Origin of the sequence: Flavobacterium gossypii (assembly GCF_014138495.1) — a bacterium.
Classification (GTDB): Bacteria; Bacteroidota; Bacteroidia; order Flavobacteriales; family Flavobacteriaceae; genus Flavobacterium; species Flavobacterium endophyticum.
This window is the reverse complement of sequence record NZ_JACJIS010000006.1, coordinates 1-20,337: the sequence shown is the minus strand read 5'-3', so window position 1 is coordinate 20,337 and position 20,337 is coordinate 1. Positions and strand designations below refer to the sequence as shown.

Below are 20,337 nucleotides of genomic sequence, written 5' to 3'. Positions count from 1 at the left end.
TTTCACGCGTAAACCTTGTTTCTGAGAAATGTTAAAAATTTTGTTTACAATAAACCCAAAGAGGCTTCCGTTATAAACTTAAGAATTTGATATATTTGAATCTTAAACAAAACCATTAAAAATGCACAGACTCTCAAGGTTATTTCTGTTGTTTTCATTCATAGGAACCACTTCGGTTTTTGCACAGCAGACGGCAATTTACACTAACGATCTAACAGAATACAATAAGGCAGTTTCGCTTTACAATGATAAGCAATACCAAGCTGCACAAATTATTTTCGAAAAAGTAAAAGCTGAAAATAATACTAAAAATTCTGATGTTGAAGCCGATTGTGCCTACTACATTGCCAATTGTGCTATTCGTTTGAATCAGGCCAATGCCGATCAGATGATGGAAAGTTTTGTAGAAGACTATCCAACAAGCACAAAGCAGAACCAGGCGTATATCGAGGTAGCGCATTATTATTTTGAGCAAGGAAAATATCCACAATCGCTTAAATGGTTTGATAAAGTGGATGAAGGTTCATTAAGCGACAGCGATAGAGAAAAATATAACTTCCAAAAAGGCTATAGCTTTTTTACTGCTGGAAAGAAAAAAGAAGCCACTAACTACTTCAATCAAGTGCTGAATTCTAAGGAATACGGTTCCCAAGCAAAATACTATTTAGGATTTATGGCTTATGAATCGGATGATTATACCAAAGCAACAAAATTATTTGATGAGGTTTCTGGTGAGGAAAAATACCAAGAGAAAATGTCGTATTTCCAAGCAGACATGAATTTTAAGCTCGGCAAATTTGACAAAGCAATCGAGTTAGGAAAAGCAGCTATGGCGAAATCCAATGCCATGGAAAAATCAGAACTAAACAAGATTATCGGGGAAAGTTATTTCAACCTAAAACAATACGACAAGGCGATTCCATACTTGAACGAATACAAAGGCAAAAAAGGGAAGTGGAACAATACCGATTTTTATCAGTTAGGCTACGCGTATTACAAGCAAAATGACTACGAAAATGCGATTTCCCAATTCAACAAAATTATCGACGGACAAGATTTCGTAGCACAGAATGCCTATTACCATTTGGGAGAAAGCTATTTGAAAACCGATAAGAAACAGCAAGCTTTAAATGCGTTTAAAAATGCTTCGGAAATGGTTTTTGATACAAAAATTCAAGAAGATGCCTATTTGAATTATGCCAAATTGAGTTATGAAATTGGGAACTCGTACCAAAGTATTCCAGCAGTATTGAATGGATTTATTGAAAAATATCCAAATAATCCGAGTAGGCCAGAAATCGAGACACTTTTGATCAATTCGTATATCACTTCAAAAAACTACAAGGAAGCTCTAGTGTTGTTAGAAAAAAACAAAGGGTCGAACAGGGAAGCCTATCAAAAAGTGACTTTCTATCGAGGTTTGGAATTGTATACAGACGGCAATTATCAAGAAGCCTTGGCGATGTTCAAAAAATCATTGGGAGAAAGGAGCAACGCTAAATTTACAGCACGAGCCACTTTCTGGAAAGCCGAAACAGAATACGTTTTAGATAGTTTTAATGAAGCCGTCTTGACATACAAACAGTTTCTAGGCGATGCCGAAGCTAAAAACACACCAGAATACAAAAACATCAATTACAACTTGGGATATGCGTATTTCAAGCTGAAAGACTACGACCAAGCGGCGACTAATTTCCAAAGCTATATTTCAGGGCCTAAAGATGATAAAGTACGTTTGAATGACGCTTATCTACGTTTAGGAGACAGTTATTATGTTTCGGCAAAATACTGGCCAGCGATGGATGCGTACAACAAGGCAATCGAAATCAAAGGTATCGACGCGGATTATGCGGCCTACCAAAAAGCAATCAGCTACGGATTTGTTTCCAGAAACGATAAAAAGATTGAAGACCTGAACAATTTCGTCAAAAACTTCCCGAAATCGCAATTGCGCGATGATGCGCTTTATGAGCTTGGAAACACCTATGTGACTGAAAAGAAAACTGAAAGTGCCGTTCAGACGTATGACAAATTGATAGCAGAATACAAAGGAAGTTCTTATGCTTCAAAAGCAATCTTGCGTCAAGGTTTGGTATATTATAATGCTGAAAAAGACGAGTTGGCTTTAGCGAAATTAAAAAAAGTAGCGGCTGAATTCCCAAATACTCCAGAGGCTTTAGAAGCCGTGTCTACCGCCAGATTGATTTATTTGGATAACGGAAAAGTAGACGAATATGCTACTTGGGTAAGAACACTAGATTTCGTTGAGGTTTCTGATGCCGAACTAGATAATGACACTTATGAAGCCGCAGAAAAACAATACCTGCAGAATAATGTCAAGCCTGCAATTACAGCTTTGAGCGGTTATGTGGCGAAATTTCCAAACGGAATCAATTCCCTAAAAGCAAATTTCTACCTGGCACAGTCCTATTTTGCTGATGGTTTAGAGAATAATGCAATTCCGAATTACGAGTTTGTGATTGCAAAACCACGAAACGAATTTACAGAACAATCGTTGGCACGCTTATCGCAAATCCTGCTTAAAAAAGCTGATTATGCAAAAGCAGTTCCAGTATTGAAAAGATTGGAAACAGAAGCAGATTACCCGCAAAATATCACTTTTGCGCAATCGAATTTGATGAAATCATACTATGAGCAAAAAGATTATGAAAATTCGGTTGTCTATGCCGAAAAAGTCTTAGCAAACGCAAAAACAGATGATAAAGTAAAAAGTGATGCTCAAGTAATTGTGGCGCGTTCTGCTATAAAAATCAACGATGAGGTGAAAGCAAAAGCAGCGTATGCAAAATTGCTTACGATTGCTAAAGGAGAGCTAGCAGCCGAAGCCTTGTTTTATGATGCCTATTTCAAAAACAAAGACGGAAAGTTTGAAGCTTCAAACACGGCTGTTCAAAAATTAGCAAAAGATTATTCAGGATATAAGTATTTTGGAGCCAAAGGTTTGGTCGTTATGGCGAAAAATTTCTACGGACTGAAAGACAGTTTCCAAGCAAATTATATCTTGGAAAGTGTTGTCAAGAATTTCAAAGACTATCCAGATGTTATCGAAGAAGCCCAAAAAGAATTGGATATTATTAAAGGAGAAGAAGCAAAACGCAACTCATCCATTCAAAATTAATCACATCTTATTCTAAATTCAATACAAGTAATATGACACATAAAATTCAATATAAAATTGCTTTACTGTTTCTTTTTGCAGGCGTACAGGCTGGTTTCGCACAAAAGAAGGATGAGAATATCGGGACTGAAGTCGTGAATGTGGTGAAGCCTTATACGCCAACTATTTCTGATGCCTTCAAGGTAAAAGAAACACCGACGTTAGAAGACGAGGACAATACCAAAAAAGAAGAAATCAAATACAATATTTTTTCCTTTCCTGTGGCCTCGACATTTACTCCAGCAAAAGGAAGGGCAGCTGCTGTCGATAAGACAAAACAAGAAAAATTATATAAAAATTATGCGACTTTAGGCGTCGGGAATTACGGCACGCTGAATGCCGAATTGTTTGTTACCGAAAACCTAAACAGAAATGAATACGTAGGAGGAATGCTCCGTCACCTTTCGTCTCAAGGCGGCATAGATGATATTTTGTTAGATGACAAATTTTATAATACATCGCTGGATTTGACTTACGGGAACCAGCAAAAAGACTTTTCTTGGAACGTAGATGCAGGCTATCAGCATCAAGTTTACAATTGGTATGGACTAAGAAACGATTTTGCTAATGACCTTGCCGATCCGCAAGACAGGCAAGACTTAATCAACAGTATCGATCCGCAGCAGACCTACCAAAATATTTATGTAGGAGGAAGATTCAGTGCGAAAGAAAGTATTTTTAAAGAAGCGAGTCTGAAATTCAATCATTTTTCTGATGCTTTCGGTTCTTCTGAAAATCGATTTTATGTGAAGCCGACTGTCGGTTTTGAAGTTTCTGGAAGAAAAATTAATGCCAATTTCATCATTGATTACCTAGGCGGTTCTTTTGAAAAAGACTATTTCGGCTTGACCGATATCAATTATGGATATACTAACATTGGTGTACAGCCAAGTTTTGTTTACCAACAAGATGACTTGACGGTTAATCTTGGTGCCGGACTTTTCTACAGCATGGATAACGAAAATAGCGACAATAAGTTTTTTGTCTATCCGCAGATTACGGCTACCTACAGAATCGTAGGCGATGTCATGATTGCGTATGCAGGAGCAGAAGGAAGCTTAAAACAAAATTCGTATCGTGATTTAGTACAAGAGAATTTCTTCGTATCGCCGACTCTAGGTATTGCTCCGACGGATCAAAAGTACGATGTGTATGTAGGATTGAAAGGTAAAATTGCAAATAACGTCGGTTTTAATATCCGAGGTTCATACAAGAATGAAGACCAGAAAGCAATGTTCTTGAACAATCCGTATAACAATGAAAACGCAAATCAAGAAGGCTATGCTTTCGGAAATTCGTTCAATGTTGTGTATGATAACGTAAAAACGATTAGCTTTTTTGGAGAACTGAAAGCCGATCTTTCTAAAAATGTTTCTTTCGGCGTGAGCGGTACATTCAATAGTTATACAACAGACGACCAGGCAGAAGCATGGAATCTTCCAGAACTTCAAATTGCAGCCAATCTGGATTTCAACATCACCGAAAAATGGTATGCAGGAACCAGCCTCTTTTTTGTTGGAGAGCGAAAAGACGTCTTTAGCTATACTTCGCTGTTGAGAAATGAATTGGAGACTGTTACTTTAGACAGTTGTTTTGATTTAAATGCCCATGTCGGATATAGATACAATGACAGGCTTACGGCTTTCCTAAAAGGAAATAACCTCACAAGCCAAGACTACCAAAAATGGCTGAATTATCCTGTACAAGGAATTCAAGTCATGTTGGGAGCTAGCTACAAGTTTGATTTTTGATAGTAATAATTAAATTTCTAAAAGCCTGCATTAAATTTGTAGGCTTTTTTATTTCAAAAAATCAGCGAGAAACAGCGTCTATGTTTTATCCACGTTTAAAAATAAGTATCTAATGACCCTCAAAGAAAAAACACTCCAATACTACAAACAATTGGTTCAAGATAAAATCGATGTTTTCCATGACATGATTTCGAACCTGACCGAAGATGCTAAAAACGATGCAAAAGGTTCTGCTGGTGACAAACACGAAACCGCGTTATCTATGATGCATCTAGAACAGGAAAAATTAAACCACAAGCTGAAAGAATTTCTAGAACAGAAAAACATTTTAGATAAAATTGATGCGTCTAAAACAACCAAGATAATAACTATCGGAAGTATCATAAAAGCGAATGGTATCCTTCTGTTTATGAGTGCTGCGCTTCCCAAAATAAAAATAGAAGAGAAAAACATTATTGCGCTTTCGCCTCAGTCGCCATTAGGAAGCAAGCTGTTGGGTCAGCAAGCTGGCTATAGTTTTGAAATCAACAGCACTAAATACCTGATTGAAAGTGTAGAATAACATTTTAGAAAAATATAAATTCTTAAAGCCATCCTATGCGATGGCTTTTTTTATAGAATAAAACCAAACAGACTATTTTTTGTGCCAATATGTTTATTAAATAATTAAAAATTACTGTTTCGGTTTTAATATGTAACTAAAAAATAAATTATACTTTATTAAATAAAACAAATACTTCAAATTTGCTTTATCAAAACAACCAAATTAAAGAATGAAGTTATGTGTGGAATTTTAGCAATTATAGGAAAAGGAAAAGATGAAGAATTGGTAAAACAGCTTTCAAAAAGGATGTCGCATCGCGGTCCGGACGAAAGTGATCTGCATATAACAGAAAACGGACATATCCTGAGCCATGAACGTTTGTCTATTATCGACCTGCATTCAGGAAGACAGCCGATAAAAGGCACAAAATCGGCCTATATGGTTCATAACGGAGAAATTTACAACCATCAAGAATTGAGAGATACGGTCTTGAAACACCATACGTTTCGCACAAAATCCGATTCAGAGGTAATCGTGCACTTGTACGAAGAATTTGGGTATGATTTTCTGAACATGCTGGACGGGGATTTTGCCTTTGTCGTAATCAATGGCGATGATTTTATTGCTGGTAGAGATGCGGTAGGAGTAAAGCCATTATATTATGGATTAGATGAAAGAGGACGTATTTATTTTTCGTCAGAAATGAAGCCGATAGCAGATCAATGCAAGACGTTTGCGACTTTTCCTCCAGGACATTATTATACGCAGAAAACAGGTTTTGTGAAATATTACAGACCAGAATATGAAGACCATGAAAAAGCAACTGAAGCTTTGGATTTATCTAAAATACGCGAATCTTTGACAGAGGCGACTCGCAAAAGACTAATGAGCGATGTGCCGATCGGGGTCTTGCTTTCAGGAGGATTGGATTCGTCGCTTACATCATCAATTGCGGCCAGACTGCTCAAGGAAAATGGAAAAACGCTTCATTCATTCTCAATAGGATTGGATGCAGAAGCGCCAGATGCAAAAGCAGCTCGAAAAGTAGCCAAATTTTTAGGAACGGAACACCATGAAATCCATTTTACGATTGAACAAGGTATTGAAATTCTAGATAAATTAATCTGGCATTTGGAAACCTATGACGTGACTTCGGTTCGTGCCAGTACGCCGATGTATTTCCTTTCAAAAGCGATTACGGATATGGGGGTGAAAGTTGTGTTATCTGGCGAAGGAGCCGATGAGATTTTTGGAGGCTATTTGTATTTCAGAAATGCGCCATCTACAGAAGATTTTCAGAAAGAAACTATCGAAAGGGTACAAAAGCTATTTACAGCCGATTTGCTTCGCGCAGACAAATCCACAATGGCTCACGGACTAGAAGCAAGAGTTCCGTTTTTAGACAAAGCATTTTTGGATTTAGCTATCAGAATTCAGCCAGAAGAAAAACAGCCAAAAACCTATGATGGAGTAGAGAAATACATTCTTCGCAAGGCATTTGACACGCCAGAAGATCCGTATCTTCCTCAAGAAGTGTTATGGAGACAGAAAGAGCAGTTTTCAGACGGCGTCGGTTATAACTGGATTGATACTTTGATCGAATACTGTTCGTCACAGATTACAGATTACCAATTAGAAAAAGCAGGAGAACGATTTACGTATAACACTCCAAAAACCAAAGAAGCTTATTTCTATAGAGATATATTCCACAAACATTTTCCACAATTAAGCGCCGCCCAGACCGTGAGAAAATGGATACCGAAATGGCAGGAAAACCAAGATCCAAGTGGCCGTGCAAATGCTGCCCACGTCCAAGCAGATACTGCAATTGCAAAGCCCAATGCTATTGCCTAGATATTAAATATTAGTTTAGTTTGTTTGTTGAAAAGCGTTCACTTTTAGTGGCGCTTTTTACGTTTAAGATACTTTCTGAAAATAAGTCGTAGCAAGTTAAAAAACTTATGCCAAAACCTTAAAAATGTTGATAACTTAAGTGCTAAAATCTCCATTTATAGCTGATTATCACTCCTGTTTTTATATATTTGTTCGTTAAACAAAAAAATACCTTTTTTAGACAAATTATATATGAGCGAAGAAATCAAGAAGAGCAATTATTCAGCCGATAGTATTCAAGCATTAGAAGGGATGGAGCACGTTAGAATGCGTCCGTCGATGTATATTGGAGATGTAGGTGTAAGAGGTTTACACCATTTAGTTTATGAAGTTGTAGACAACTCGATCGATGAAGCGATGGGCGGCCATTGCGATACCATATCCGTTACTATTAATGAAGATAATTCCGTTACCGTTGAAGATAATGGTCGTGGAATTCCAGTAGATATTCACAAAAAAGAAGGCGTTTCTGCACTTGAAGTTGTAATGACTAAGATTGGTGCCGGAGGTAAATTCGATAAAGATTCCTATAAAGTTTCCGGAGGTTTGCACGGGGTTGGGGTTTCGGTAGTAAATGCATTGTCAAATCACATGCGTTCTACGGTTCACCGCGATGGAAAAATCTATGAGCAGGAATACGAAAAAGGAAAAGCCCTTTATCCGGTAAAACAAATTGGAGAAACTACAAAAAGAGGTACTATCCAGACTTTTTATCCAGATGATACGATTTTCACTCAGACGACAGAGTTTTCATACGATACCCTGTCTGCTCGTATGCGTGAGCTTTCTTTCTTGAATAAAGGTATCACGATTACGTTTACCGACAGAAGAGAAAAAGATGACAAAGGAGAGTTCGTAAGCGAAGTTTTCCATTCTGACGAAGGTTTGAAAGAATACATCCGTTTCCTAGACGGCAACCGCGAGCCAATTATTTCGCATGTTATCAGCATGGAGAGAGAAAAAGGCGAAATTCCAGTTGAGGTTGCTTTGATTTACAATACCAGCTACTCAGAAAATATTTTTTCTTATGTAAATAATATCAATACACACGAAGGAGGAACGCACTTACAAGGTTTCCGTAGCGGTCTGACAAGAACGCTTAAGAAATATGCAGATGCTTCTGGACTTTTGGAAAAATTGAAATTCGAAATCACGGGAGACGATTTCCGCGAAGGTTTGACAGCTATTATTTCTGTAAAAGTTTCTGAACCGCAATTCGAAGGCCAGACAAAAACAAAACTTGGAAATAGAGAAGTTGTTTCTCCTGTAAGCCAAGCTGTAGCCGAAATGCTTGAAAATTATTTGGAAGAAAATCCAAATGATGCCCGAGTAATCGTGCAAAAAGTAATCTTGGCAGCACAGGCACGTCACGCAGCGAAAAAAGCTCGTGAAATGGTGCAAAGAAAAACCGTTATGGGCGGCGGCGGATTGCCAGGTAAATTATCAGACTGTTCTGAGCAAGATCCAGCAAAATGCGAAGTTTTCCTTGTCGAGGGAGATTCTGCAGGCGGAACGGCAAAACAAGGACGCGATAGAAATTTCCAAGCGATTTTGCCTTTGCGTGGTAAAATCTTGAACGTAGAAAAAGCAATGCACCACAAAGTTTTCGAGAACGAGGAGATTCGAAATATCTTCACGGCTCTTGGCGTAACTATTGGAACTGCTGAGGATTCAAAAGCCTTGAATTTAGAAAAACTAAGATACCATAAAGTAGTCATCATGTGTGATGCCGATGTCGATGGTTCTCATATTTCTACCTTAATATTAACCTTCTTCTTCAGGTTCATGAAAGAGTTGATTGAAAACGGCCACGTTTACATCGCAACTCCGCCTTTATATTTGGTGAAGAAAGGAAACAAAAAAGAATACGCATGGACAGACGCGCAGCGTGATGAAATCACAGAAAAAATGGGCGGCGGTTCAAACATCCAGCGATATAAAGGTCTTGGAGAGATGAATGCGGAACAATTGTGGGAAACTACTTTGAATCCAAATTTCAGAACATTACGCCAAGTAACAATCGATAGCCTTGCAGAAGCAGACCGTGTTTTCTCTATGCTGATGGGAGATGAGGTTCCGCCTCGACGTGAGTTTATCGAAAAAAATGCCGTGTATGCCAATATCGATGCATAGCATTCTTTCATTTTGAAACAAACAACAAATAAACAAATACAATTATTATGAAAGTTACAATAGTAGGTGCCGGAAATGTTGGCGCAACTTGTGCAGATGTGATTTCGTACAGAGGAATTGCCAGCGAAGTAGTTTTATTAGATATTAAAGAAGGTTTTGCAGAAGGTAAGGCGATGGATATCATGCAATGCGCTACCAATACTGGATTTAATACAAAAGTTTCCGGAGTAACCAACGATTATTCTAAAACGGCAGACAGCGATGTGGTAGTAATCACTTCTGGAATTCCTAGAAAACCAGGGATGACAAGAGAAGAATTAATCGGAATCAATGCTGGAATCGTGAAATCGGTTGCAGAAAATGTCTTAAAATATTCTCCAAATACAATCGTAGTTGTAGTTTCAAATCCGATGGATACAATGACCTACTTGACGTTAAAAGCGACAGGACTTCCAAAAAACAGAATCATCGGAATGGGTGGTGCTTTGGATAGCTCTCGTTTCAGATATTATTTGTCAAAAGCCTTAGATAAACCATCTAACGATGTTTCTGCAATGGTAATTGGAGGACATGGCGATACAACAATGATTCCATTGACAAGACTGGCTTCCTATAATGGTATTCCAGTTTCTGAATTCCTTTCTCAAGAAGCTCTAGATAAAGTTGCGGCTGACACAATGGTCGGTGGTGCTACCTTGACTGGACTTTTAGGAACTTCGGCTTGGTATGCTCCAGGTGCTTCTGTAGCCTATTTGGTTGATAGTATCTTGAATGACCAAAAGAAAATGATCGCTTGTTCAGTATTTTTAGAAGGAGAATATGGACAAAATGATATTTGTTTAGGAGTTCCTTGTATTATCGGTAAAAACGGTATCGAAGAAATTCTTGCTATCGACCTTGACGAAAAAGAAAAAGCATTGCTTGCGAAAAGCGCCGATGCGGTTAGAAATATGAATGCCGATTTAAAGTCGGTTTTGGCATAATTCCTGCCTTATAAATTAAGAGACTGCTTCTTGCAGTCTTTTTTTTATGATATAATTAGCAAATTAATTGGTTAATCTTTTGGTTAATTATATATTTGCTCGTTTTAAAAAAAAGCGAATAACTCAAGTAGTAGTATTATTTTTGATAACTGCTTGATTTAGCTTGTTTTATTTGTTTAGACACACCAACAATAAGAAATTTAATTAATTTTTAGTAATAATGCAGAATAGAGGACTCGTTAAATTTTTTGCAATTTTATTTGCATTGGTAAGTATTTACCAACTATCATTCACATTTGTCGCCAATCGCGTTAAGAGTGATGCAAAAGCTTTTGCTAACGGAGATGAGAAAAAAGAAGTAAAGTATCTCGATTCAATCGGGAAAGAAGAAGTCTATAATCTTGGCTTCACAAAATTTACTTACAAAGAAGTTTCTGATAAGCAGATTAACAAAGGGCTTGACCTTGAAGGTGGTATCAATGTGATTTTGCAAATTTCTGTAAAAGACGTTTTGAAAACGCTGGCTAACAACACAAAAAATCCAGTTTTCAACAAAGCTTTAGAAAATGCCGATAAGAACCAAGAAGGTAATCAAGATTACATCGATGCATTCTTTATCGCATTTGACCAAGAGTCTAAAGGAGCAGTGAAATTAGCTGATCCTGAAGTTTTTGCACACCGTAATTTAGAAGAAGTTACTTTTAATATGACTGATGCTCAGGTAAAAACGATCATCAAGAGAAAAGTAAAAGAATCTGTAGAAAGTGCTTTTAGAGTATTAACAGAGCGTATCGATAAATTTGGAGTAGTACAGCCAAACATCCAAATGCTTGGTGAATCAGGTAGAATCTTGGTAGAGCTTCCAGGAGCAAAAGATGTTGATCGTATCAAAAAATTATTGCAAAGTACAGCTCAGTTAGAGTTCTGGGAAACTTACAAAGTAGAAGAGATGAGCAATTTCTTGATGGCTTCAAACGAAGTCCTAAAGAAAACAGAAAAAGCTATCGATACAAAAGAAACGCCAAAGACGGCTAATGATACTATCGGTAACCTATTGACTGATGCTTCAAAAGATTCAACTGCTGTAAAAGGTGGTAATCCTTGGATTGACAAAATGGTTGCTTTCGGAAACGGTCCTATCTTGGGTTATTTCTCTCCAAAAGATACCGCTAAGATCAATGGATATTTGAAAATGCCAGAAGTAAAATCACTTCTTGTAGGAGAGCAGCGTTATGCAAAATTTGTATGGAGCAAGCCGCAATCTATAAATGTTCTTAATCAGCAAATCGTTGACCCAACTAAAGCAGCTAACTCTAAAAAGATAGAAGCATTAGAATTATATGCACTAAAAGGAAACAGACAAAACACACCTGCAATGAGCGGTGGTGTTGTGACTGATGCTAGTGATAAATTTGACCAGATGGGTAAACCGTCTGTAGAAATGGTGATGAACAGCAAAGGTGCCAAAGACTGGGAAGCCTTGACTGGAAAAGCCTATACTGAAAAAGGATTCATTGCAATCGTTTTGGATGATGTAGTATATTCTGCACCAGGTGTAACAAGCGGTGCTATTACAGGTGGTATTTCTCAAATCACAGGAAACTTTGATATCTCTGAAACAAAAGATTTAGCGAACATTCTTAGAGCTGGTAAATTGCCTGCTTCTGCAGATATCGTTCAGTTCGATGCAGTAGGTCCGTCTTTAGGTCAAGAAGCTATCGACAATGGTATTACTTCAGCTTTAGTTGGATTGCTATTGGTTTCTCTTTGGATGATTATCTATTATGGGAAATCAGGATGGTATGCTAACATTGCTTTGGCAGTTAACTTACTTTTCTTATTTGGTATCCTAGCTAGTATTGGTGCTATCCTGACATTGCCAGGTATCGCAGGTATCGTATTGACAATGGGTACAGCGGTCGACGCCAACATCATTATATACGAAAGAGCAAAAGAAGAATTGCGAATGGGCAAGACACTAGAAGAAGCCGTAAAAGTTTCTTTCAGCTGGAGAGGTGCGATGTCGTCTATTACAGATGCAAACGTAACTCACGTACTGACTGGAGCGGTATTGTTCATCTTCGGAACAGGACCGATCAAAGGTTTCGCAACTACTTTGTTGATTGGTATCTTTACTTCTCTATTTACATCAATCTTCATTACAAGAATCTTGTTAGAGTGGAGTATTGCTAGAAAAAATAACCTGACATTCGTAACATCAATGTCTAAAAACTGGTTTACTAACTTCAACTACGACTTCTTGGGTAAAAAGAAATTTACATATATCTTCTCAAGCTGTGTAGTTATCGTGAGTGTGGCTTCGTTATTCATTAACGGATTGGACGAAGGTGTTGACTTCAAAGGAGGACGTACTTTTCAAGTTAGATTTGAAAAACCAGTTGAAGCTTCTGAAGTAGCTGATGAGCTTACTAAAGTATTCGACGGTGTAGTTCAAGCGAAAGTATTAGGTGATAAAGAACAATTGAAAATTGTTACCAAATACAAAATTGATGTTGCAAGCTCTGAAGCTGATGTTGAAGTAAACAAAATGTTATTTGACAACCTTAAGAAATACTACGGACCAAATTTGACGTATGAAAAATTCGTTAATGCTTATGACGGAAAGACTGTAGGTATTATGTCTTCTTCAAAAGTTGGACCAGCAGTAGCAAAAGATATCAAAACCAACTCTTTCTGGGCTGTTTTAGGAGCAATGGGAATCGTTTTCCTTTACTTGATGATAAGCTTTAGAAAATGGCAATATAGTTTAGGTGCGATTGCAGCTGTTGCTCATGACGTTATCTTCGTTTTAGGAATTTACTCATTGTGTTATAAATTCATGCCATTCCACATGGAAATGGACCAGCACTTCATTGCGGCGATCCTGACTGTAATTGGATACTCAATGAATGATACCGTAATCGTATTCGATAGAATTCGTGAGTACCTAGCTGGTAAAACAAAAGGAAGTTTCAACGAAATCGTAAATAGATCTGTTAATACTACAATGTCAAGAACATTAAATACTTCGTTGACAATGATTATGGTATTGTTAATCATGTTTATCTTCGGTGGTGAATCTATCCGCGGATTTATATTCGCGATGCTTGTAGGTATCATCGTAGGAACGTACTCATCATTGTTCATCGCAACACCAGTTCTTTGTGATACCATCTCTGATGCAGAACACAAAAGAATTGAAGACATGCATAACAATGCAGATAACAACAAAATATAAATAAAAAGATATTTTATATAAAAAGGGCCGATTTATCGGGCCTTTTTTTGTAGTTATAATTTAATGAGGCAGTCTAGTTCTTTTTCGGATTGCTAAGAGTGCGTATAAGCTCGCTAGCTTGCCCAATTAGTTGTTGGGTTAATATTTTCTAATAATAAAAAGAAGAGCCTTAAAAGCACATTTTAGTAAGAGGATAGCGGATAATCTAAAGATTGTACTTTTGTTATTATTGATAGTAAGATAGAATTACTATAAACATAAAAGAGGGCATTATAGCCCTCTTTTATGTTTTGTACAACGAATTTTTATAAAGAATTCACCTTCTTTTCTGCGCTAAAGATGAAATACAAGCCTGCAATTATAAAAGGAATACTCAACCATTGTCCTGTGGAGAAAAGCCCTAAGGATTCTTCTATACCGCCTTGGCTCTCTTTTACGTACTCGACAACAAAACGTACAGTCCATAAAAGAACTAAGAATACTCCGAAAAGATATCCTAATTTTTCTCTAGCTTGAGTTTTCCAATATGCAAAATATAAGATGATGAAAACGATGATATAACCTACAGCTTCATATAATTGTGCAGGATGTTTTGGAGTCACCTGTTGGAGAATCGCGGCGTATTCTGGATTCGTAGCAATCTGATGGTAAGCGTCATTTGCATTATTTGTCTTGGTTTCGATCATGGCCACATCCGGCTTGATACTGTCGCGTATGAATTTGATTCCCATAGGAGAGTCCGTCTTATTTCCTACAATTTCAGAATTGAAAAAATTACCTAACCTTACGAAGATTGCGCCGCAAGATACCGGAATTACAATTCTGTCCAAAATCCACAATAGCGGACGTTTGATTATATTTTTACTATAAAAATACATGGTAATGATAATGGCAATAGCAGCTCCGTGACTCGCTAATCCAGAAAAGCCAGTAAACTCAAAATGCGGTTTTGTCTTGAAAGGCAAGAAAACGCTCCAGAAATCTTCGCGGAAAAGCTCCGATTGGTAGAAAATTACATGTCCGAGGCGTGCTCCTAATAATGTTGCGAAAAAAGTATAGATAAAAAGCGTGTCCAATTTTTCAATGGATTCACCTTCGCGCAAATATATTTTTTTCATTAAATACCATCCTAGTACAAAAGCGATTACAAACATTAGGCTGTAATATCTAATTACAAAAAAACCTAAATCGATACCTTCTGATGGATTCCAAACCATGTTTAGAGCTGTAGTCATATTTTTATATTCTTAATTTATCTGTAAAAATAAAGATTTGTTTTAATAGGATTCAAAAAAAGGCGTTAATGTTTGTGCCCGCACGTTTTTTCGGGAACGGGATCGTAGCCTTTTCCGCCCCACGGATTGCAACTTAAAATTCTTTTGATTCCGAGATAGCCGCCCTTAAATAAACCGTGTATTTGCAATGCTTCTAGCGTATATTGCGAACAGGTTGGTTCGTAACGGCAAGCCGAAGGCAAAAAAGGGGAGATGCCGGCTTGATAAAACCGAATCAGGAGGACAAAAGGGGCGATAAGTATTTTTTTTAAGCCCAAGATGAATACTGTTTAAAAAAAATGATGAAACTTGTCAGCTTCATCATCGTTTGTTAGTTTATTGAGAACGTTGTTCCTTCTTTACCATCTTTGAGATTGATTCCAAGAGCGGTCAGCTGGTCTCGGATAGTATCGGACAGCGCAAAATCTTTGTTGGCGCGTGCTTCATTTCGCATTCCGATAAGCATGTTCACAACACTGTCTAATTTATCATTATTTTCAAGAGACTTTTCATTGGTCAGGCCTAAAACATCAAACAAGAAGCTTTCCATGGCTTTCGTCAGCAGACTTAAATCTTCTGCGGTAAGAGTCTCTTTATTTTCTTTTAATAAATTGATATAGCGGACAGCCTCAAAAAGCTGAGCAATCAAAATAGGAGTGTTGAAATCGTCATTCATGGCATCATAGCATGCGGCAATCCACGCCTGGATGTCGATTGTAGAGCTTTGTGAAGGAATGATTTCATTTATAGTATCATAAGCTTCCATTAATCTCACGAACCCTTTTTCAGAAGCTGCAATAGCATCATCAGTAAAATCAAGATTGCTTCTATAATGAGCCTGTAGCATAAAAAAGCGAGCTACAGACGGAGAATACTTTTTGCTTAAAAAAGGACTTCCGCCGGCATAAATTTCTCGTGGCAATATGTTGTTTCCAGTCGATTTTGCCATTTTTTTGCCATTTAGCGTAAGCATATTGGCGTGCATCCAGTAATTTACTGGGGATTGGCCAGTACATGCTTCATTTTGGGCGATTTCGCATTCATGATGCGGAAACTTCAAGTCCATTCCTCCACCGTGGATGTCAAAATGATTCCCGAGGTATTTAGTACTCATTGCAGTACATTCTAAATGCCAGCCTGGAAAGCCGTCACTCCAAGGAGAAGGCCAGCGCATGATATGTTCTGGTTCGGCTCTTTTCCACAACGCAAAATCTTGAGGATTTCTTTTGTCGGACTGTCCGTCAAGCTCACGCGTATTGGCAATCATGTCTTCAAGATTTCGACCGCTTAATATTCCGTAATTATGGGTTTGGTTGTATTTTAAGACATCAAAATAAACCGAGCCGTTTGATACATAACCGATTCCATTATCAATAATTTTTTTGATAATCTCGATCTGCTCGATGATGTGTCCGGTAGCGGTTGGTTCGATGCTTGGAGGCAGGAAGTTGAATTCCTTTAAGATTTCATGAAAATCGACAGTATAACGCTGTACGATTTCCATCGGCTCTAGCTTTTCGACACGAGCTTTTTTTGCAATCTTATCTTCGCCTTCGTCTTCATCATCAACTACGTGTCCGACATCGGTAATGTTGCGCACATAACGCACTTTGTAACCAAGATGCGACAAGTATCTAAAAACTACGTCAAATGACATGAAAGTCCTCACGTTTCCTAAGTGCACATTGCTATAGACAGTAGGCCCGCAAACATACATTCCGACATTGCCTTCGTGCAAGGGAATAAAAACTTCTTTTTCTCCAGAAAGAGAATTGTATATTTTTAGATTCTGAGTCTTATATAATGGCATACTTATGATTTTTGAAGCACTATGGCAGTTTAAAATTGAGTATCAAATTTAATATAATCTAGGAATTCTCTTCGAGTAGCCTCGTTTTTAAATTTACCACCAAATTCAGAAGTGATAGTACTGCTTTCGATGTCTTTGATTCCTCTTGAATTCACGCAAAGATGTTTGGCGTCAATTACACAAGCTACGTCTTCGGTATTTAATACTTTTTGTAATTCCTGTACAATCTGCATAGTCAAACGTTCCTGAACTTGAGGGCGCTTTGCAAAATATTCAACAATGCGGTTCATTTTAGAAAGACCCACTACTTTTCCGTTTGAAATATAAGCAACATGAGCCCTGCCAATAATAGGAAGGAGGTGGTGCTCGCAAGTAGAATATAAAGTGATGTTTTTTTCTACCAACATCTCGCCGTATTTGTAGTTGTTTTCGAAAGTGGATGCGCTAGGTTTTTTTGCTGGATTCAATCCCCCAAAAATTTCTTTTACAAACATCTTTGCAACACGGTTTGGAGTGCCTTTTAGGCTATCGTCGGTAAGATCCATTCCTAAGGTTTTAAGAATGCTTTCAACGTCTTTTTTTATAAGCTCAATTTTTTGGTCGTCTGATATATCAAAGGCATCACTTCTTAAAGGATTTTTTGCATTTGTAGCAATATGATTATCTCCAATTTCGTCTAGAAAATCTTCATTATTTGTCATTGAAAATGATATGTTATTTTGGATATGTATTTAAGACTGCAAAGATAAATAATTAATGGCAAACAATTTCCATGGATGTTAAATTTAAAAATTTTCAAAATTTAAGATAATTATTTCTTAAATTTATGTAAATTTCGCTCCTCAAAATAATCTAAAAATGAAAAAGAATTATCTTTTATTATTCTTATTTACTTTATTGTTAACAAATAGTTATGGTCAAGATTTAGGCTGTGTCAGCGTAAATGCTATAACTCCACTGCCAAGTTGTAACCCTGGTGACTGTAGAACTATAGTCGCTTCGCCGCCTCTTAACAGTATTCCAAAGCAGACTACAAGTTACGCTTTGGCGCAAACTCCTTTTGTATGGAGAAGCCCTGATAACGTAAATGATATCACGAGTATCACATCGGATGATAGATGGTCGGGTATAATACCACTTAGAGGAAAACAAACAGTGCCTTTTAACTTTTGTTTTTATGGTGAAAAATATAGCGAATGTTTGATAGGGGATAATGGGGCCGTGACCTTTAGTATTTTGGGGCATCCGGATTCTCCAGGAGGATTGTATAGACCAAGTTTTTTAGTGCCTGCCGAAAGCGGTAGTGGATGGGCTTTTAATAACCCGATTCCTTCGGGTCCAGGTTATGGTCCTCCTTATAAAAATGCAATTATGATGTTGCAGGATTTGAATATTGCCAATGGGCCTATTGCAAGTACTACAATTAACTACTTTACAGTCGGAACCTATCCATGTAGAGCATTTGTTGCCAACTGGCAAGATGTGCCTCTTTTTGGTAGTTGTGGTGCTTCAGGATTGCAATCGTATCAAATAGTATTGTTTGAGTCTACGAATGTTATAGAGATTCACGTAAGAAGAAGAACATCTTGTGCCGCTTGGAACGGAGGTAATGGTCTGCTTGGAATTCAAAATGCAGATGGCTCTTCAGCATATTCTCCATCCAGCCCAAATAGAAATACAGGAACTTGGCAAGTACTGGATACACAATCAGAGGCTTGGAGATTTACTCCAAACGGCCCTGCTGTTCCAGTTACTTATGAATGGACTGAAGCTGGAAGCCCAGGAACTGTTATAGGAACTGGTCCAACTTTAACTGTTTGTCCAACTGTAACTACTTCCTATTGTGTCAAGGCTACTTTTGGTAGCTGTGATGCAGCCATTCCGCCAATTACTGCGACGGATTGCGCAACTGTGAGAGTTAACGAAGATGAAATAGGTTTTACTCCTAAAGACATCAAGCACTGTACTACAGATACGGATCCTCGACACTTTAATATCGGTATCAATACCGATGTTGTCTTAGGTACTTTTGTGCCCGGGCCACCTGATAATTTAAATCCGTATGATTTTGAAATCAATTATTATGACGATTTAACGAACGCCCAAAATGATCTTTCTCCTATAAATACAGACTTTTATGATCCAGCCAATACAGCAGCTCCTATATGGTACGATCTTGTAGCACCGGCTACCGATAAGACGCTTTATATAAAAATCCTCGATATTATTTCAAATTGCTCTTATATAATTCCTTTTAAAGTTATTCTAAGAGATTGTGATGCGCAGGAAATTGCACCGCTTATTATTTGTGATATAAATAATGATTTACAGGAAAATTTTGATCTAAATGATGAATTGCCTGCTATTAATGCCGCCATTGCAGCAGAAACAGGTAATCCTCTTCCTTCGGATTATTCCATAACTTTCCATGAAAGTGAAGCTGATGCTGATGATGTTACAACAGCACTTACAGCAGCAGAGGTATTATCTCACCCTGGAGTACCAGGTGATATTATCTATGTTAGAGCAGAAAGTATTGCTGATCCTACAAACTACTTTGTCTATTTCTTTGACTTGGACTTAGTACCAACGCCAACTGCGACCATTTCTGGAACAACTCAGATTTGTGAAAATTCTACTGCAACCATTACGTTTACAGGAACTCCTGGTGCGACTATAGAATATACAGACGAAACAGGTACCACTAGAACTATTGTATTAGTTGATGATGGTACTGGTACAAATACGGGTACAGCTTCTATTACAACTCCGGCTGCTGTCGCTGGCAACTCATATACTTATACTTTGGTTAGCGGTTCTTTAACCACAAATGGTGTTACATGTACGCAGCCATTGACTGGTACAGCTGTTGTGACTGTTGGTGGTTTACCTACCGCCCAGATTACGACAGCGGATACTCCGATCTGCGAGGGCATTGGCATGACGGTAGACGTCCAGGGCACCCCTGGCGCTATCGTAACATACACCGACCCTTCAGGGACGCAGCAGACGCTCACCCTTGACGCTGCTGGAGCAGGTACGATAGCCATCGCCGCCTCGCTGGCTCCGGGCACCTATACCTACACGCTGGTGAAGGCCTCGACGGCCAGCACGCCTCCGTGCGAGCAGAACGTTTCGGATTCGGTGACGATCACCGTAAGGGAGATGCCTACGGCATCGATCCAGCAGATCGACGCCCAGGTATGCCTCGGCAGCCCGTCCAGGGTGAGGTTCACCGGACAGCCGAATGCTGAGGTGATCTACCTGCTTGACACCGCTGCGCAGCCTCTGATCACGCTCGATGCTGCCGGCGAATACATCCTTCTTGAGGTGCTTCCTTCGGCAGGTACCCATACCTACGATCTTATCGGGGTAAGATCTGCCGACGCTCCCTTCTGCACGCAGGCCCAGCCGGGCAGCGTAACGGTGGAGGTGACGGCAGCCCCTAGTGCGACTATCTCTACTGCGTCTCCTGTCATCTGCGAAGGCGGCAGCGCTACTGTCGACTTCTCGGGCACGCTCGACGCGGATGT

The 20,337-nt window shown here is 38.4% G+C and carries 11 protein-coding genes and 1 pseudogene; 8 read left to right on the top strand and 4 right to left on the bottom strand.

Translation table 11 applies throughout. The features are described 5' to 3' along the window. The first annotated feature begins 121 nt into the window (after positions 1-121). The 7 genes from GGR22_RS16830 to secDF all read left to right on the top strand — a co-directional run bounded on the left by GGR22_RS16830 (position 122) and on the right by secDF (position 13,720). Positions 122-3,139 carry a tetratricopeptide repeat protein gene (locus GGR22_RS16830; RefSeq protein WP_182494587.1) on the top strand — a complete coding sequence of 1,006 codons (3,018 nt, stop codon included), beginning with the start codon at positions 122-124 and terminating at the stop codon, positions 3,137-3,139. A 32-nt stretch (positions 3,140-3,171) separates the two neighbouring features. Beyond that, positions 3,172-4,929 (top strand): TonB-dependent receptor, encoded by a 1,758-nt coding sequence (locus tag GGR22_RS16825; RefSeq protein ID WP_182494586.1) that lies wholly within the window; start codon positions 3,172-3,174, stop codon positions 4,927-4,929. Positions 4,930-5,041: 112 nt separating this feature from the next. Further along, positions 5,042-5,491, top strand: a complete 450-nt coding sequence (locus GGR22_RS16820) for a hypothetical protein (RefSeq protein WP_182494585.1) — start codon at positions 5,042-5,044, stop codon at positions 5,489-5,491. Between the two features lie 219 nt (positions 5,492-5,710). Next, complete coding sequence (asnB, locus tag GGR22_RS16815) at positions 5,711-7,327, top strand: asparagine synthase B (RefSeq protein WP_182494584.1); 1,617 nt, start codon at positions 5,711-5,713, stop codon at positions 7,325-7,327. A gap of 231 nt (positions 7,328-7,558) precedes the next feature. Then, the gene (gyrB, locus tag GGR22_RS16810) at positions 7,559-9,499 is read left to right on the top strand and encodes a DNA topoisomerase (ATP-hydrolyzing) subunit B (RefSeq protein WP_121377682.1); all 1,941 of its coding nucleotides are present in this window, start codon (positions 7,559-7,561) and stop codon (positions 9,497-9,499) included. A 47-nt stretch (positions 9,500-9,546) separates the two neighbouring features. Beyond that, a complete protein-coding gene (gene mdh, locus GGR22_RS16805; RefSeq protein WP_182494583.1) occupies positions 9,547-10,482 on the top strand; it encodes a malate dehydrogenase in 936 nt (311 codons plus the stop codon). Positions 10,483-10,702: 220 nt separating this feature from the next. Next, positions 10,703-13,720, top strand: a complete 3,018-nt coding sequence (gene secDF, locus GGR22_RS16800; protein WP_182494582.1) for a protein translocase subunit SecDF — start codon at positions 10,703-10,705, stop codon at positions 13,718-13,720. 305 nt (positions 13,721-14,025) lie between these two features. Here the strand turns inward: secDF and lgt are convergent, their stop codons facing one another. The 4 genes from lgt to folE form a co-directional block, all read right to left on the bottom strand. Further along, positions 14,026-14,955 carry a prolipoprotein diacylglyceryl transferase gene (gene lgt, locus GGR22_RS16795; RefSeq protein ID WP_121377685.1) on the bottom strand — a complete coding sequence of 310 codons (930 nt, stop codon included), beginning with the start codon at positions 14,953-14,955 and terminating at the stop codon, positions 14,026-14,028. 65 nt (positions 14,956-15,020) lie between these two features. Further along, positions 15,021-15,272, bottom strand: a complete 252-nt coding sequence (gene yidD / locus GGR22_RS16790) for a membrane protein insertion efficiency factor YidD (protein WP_121377686.1) — start codon at positions 15,270-15,272, stop codon at positions 15,021-15,023. 53 nt (positions 15,273-15,325) lie between these two features. Continuing rightward, positions 15,326-16,804, bottom strand: a complete 1,479-nt coding sequence (gene cysS, locus GGR22_RS16785) for a cysteine--tRNA ligase (protein WP_182494581.1) — start codon at positions 16,802-16,804, stop codon at positions 15,326-15,328. Positions 16,805-16,833: 29 nt separating this feature from the next. Continuing rightward, a complete protein-coding gene (gene folE / locus GGR22_RS16780) occupies positions 16,834-17,505 on the bottom strand; it encodes a GTP cyclohydrolase I FolE (RefSeq protein ID WP_121377688.1) in 672 nt (223 codons plus the stop codon). A gap of 157 nt (positions 17,506-17,662) precedes the next feature. Here folE and GGR22_RS16775 point away from each other — a divergent pair. Further along, positions 17,663-20,337, top strand: a pseudogene (locus GGR22_RS16775) (hypothetical protein); the annotation flags it as partial.

Bases quoted from the DNA above. Each gene is read 5' to 3' on its own strand.
- GGR22_RS16830 (WP_182494587.1), top strand. From the start codon at position 122: ATGCACAGACTCTCAAGGTTATTTCTGTTGTTTTCATTCATAGGAACC.
- GGR22_RS16825 (WP_182494586.1), top strand. From the start codon at position 3,172: ATGACACATAAAATTCAATATAAAATTGCTTTACTGTTTCTTTTTGCA.
- GGR22_RS16820 (WP_182494585.1), top strand. From the start codon at position 5,042: ATGACCCTCAAAGAAAAAACACTCCAATACTACAAACAATTGGTTCAA.
- asnB (WP_182494584.1), top strand. From the start codon at position 5,711: ATGTGTGGAATTTTAGCAATTATAGGAAAAGGAAAAGATGAAGAATTG.
- gyrB (WP_121377682.1), top strand. From the start codon at position 7,559: ATGAGCGAAGAAATCAAGAAGAGCAATTATTCAGCCGATAGTATTCAA.
- mdh (WP_182494583.1), top strand. From the start codon at position 9,547: ATGAAAGTTACAATAGTAGGTGCCGGAAATGTTGGCGCAACTTGTGCA.
- secDF (WP_182494582.1), top strand. From the start codon at position 10,703: ATGCAGAATAGAGGACTCGTTAAATTTTTTGCAATTTTATTTGCATTG.
- lgt (WP_121377685.1), bottom strand. From the start codon at position 14,955: ATGACTACAGCTCTAAACATGGTTTGGAATCCATCAGAAGGTATCGAT.
- cysS (WP_182494581.1), bottom strand. From the start codon at position 16,804: ATGCCATTATATAAGACTCAGAATCTAAAAATATACAATTCTCTTTCT.
- folE (WP_121377688.1), bottom strand. From the start codon at position 17,505: ATGACAAATAATGAAGATTTTCTAGACGAAATTGGAGATAATCATATT.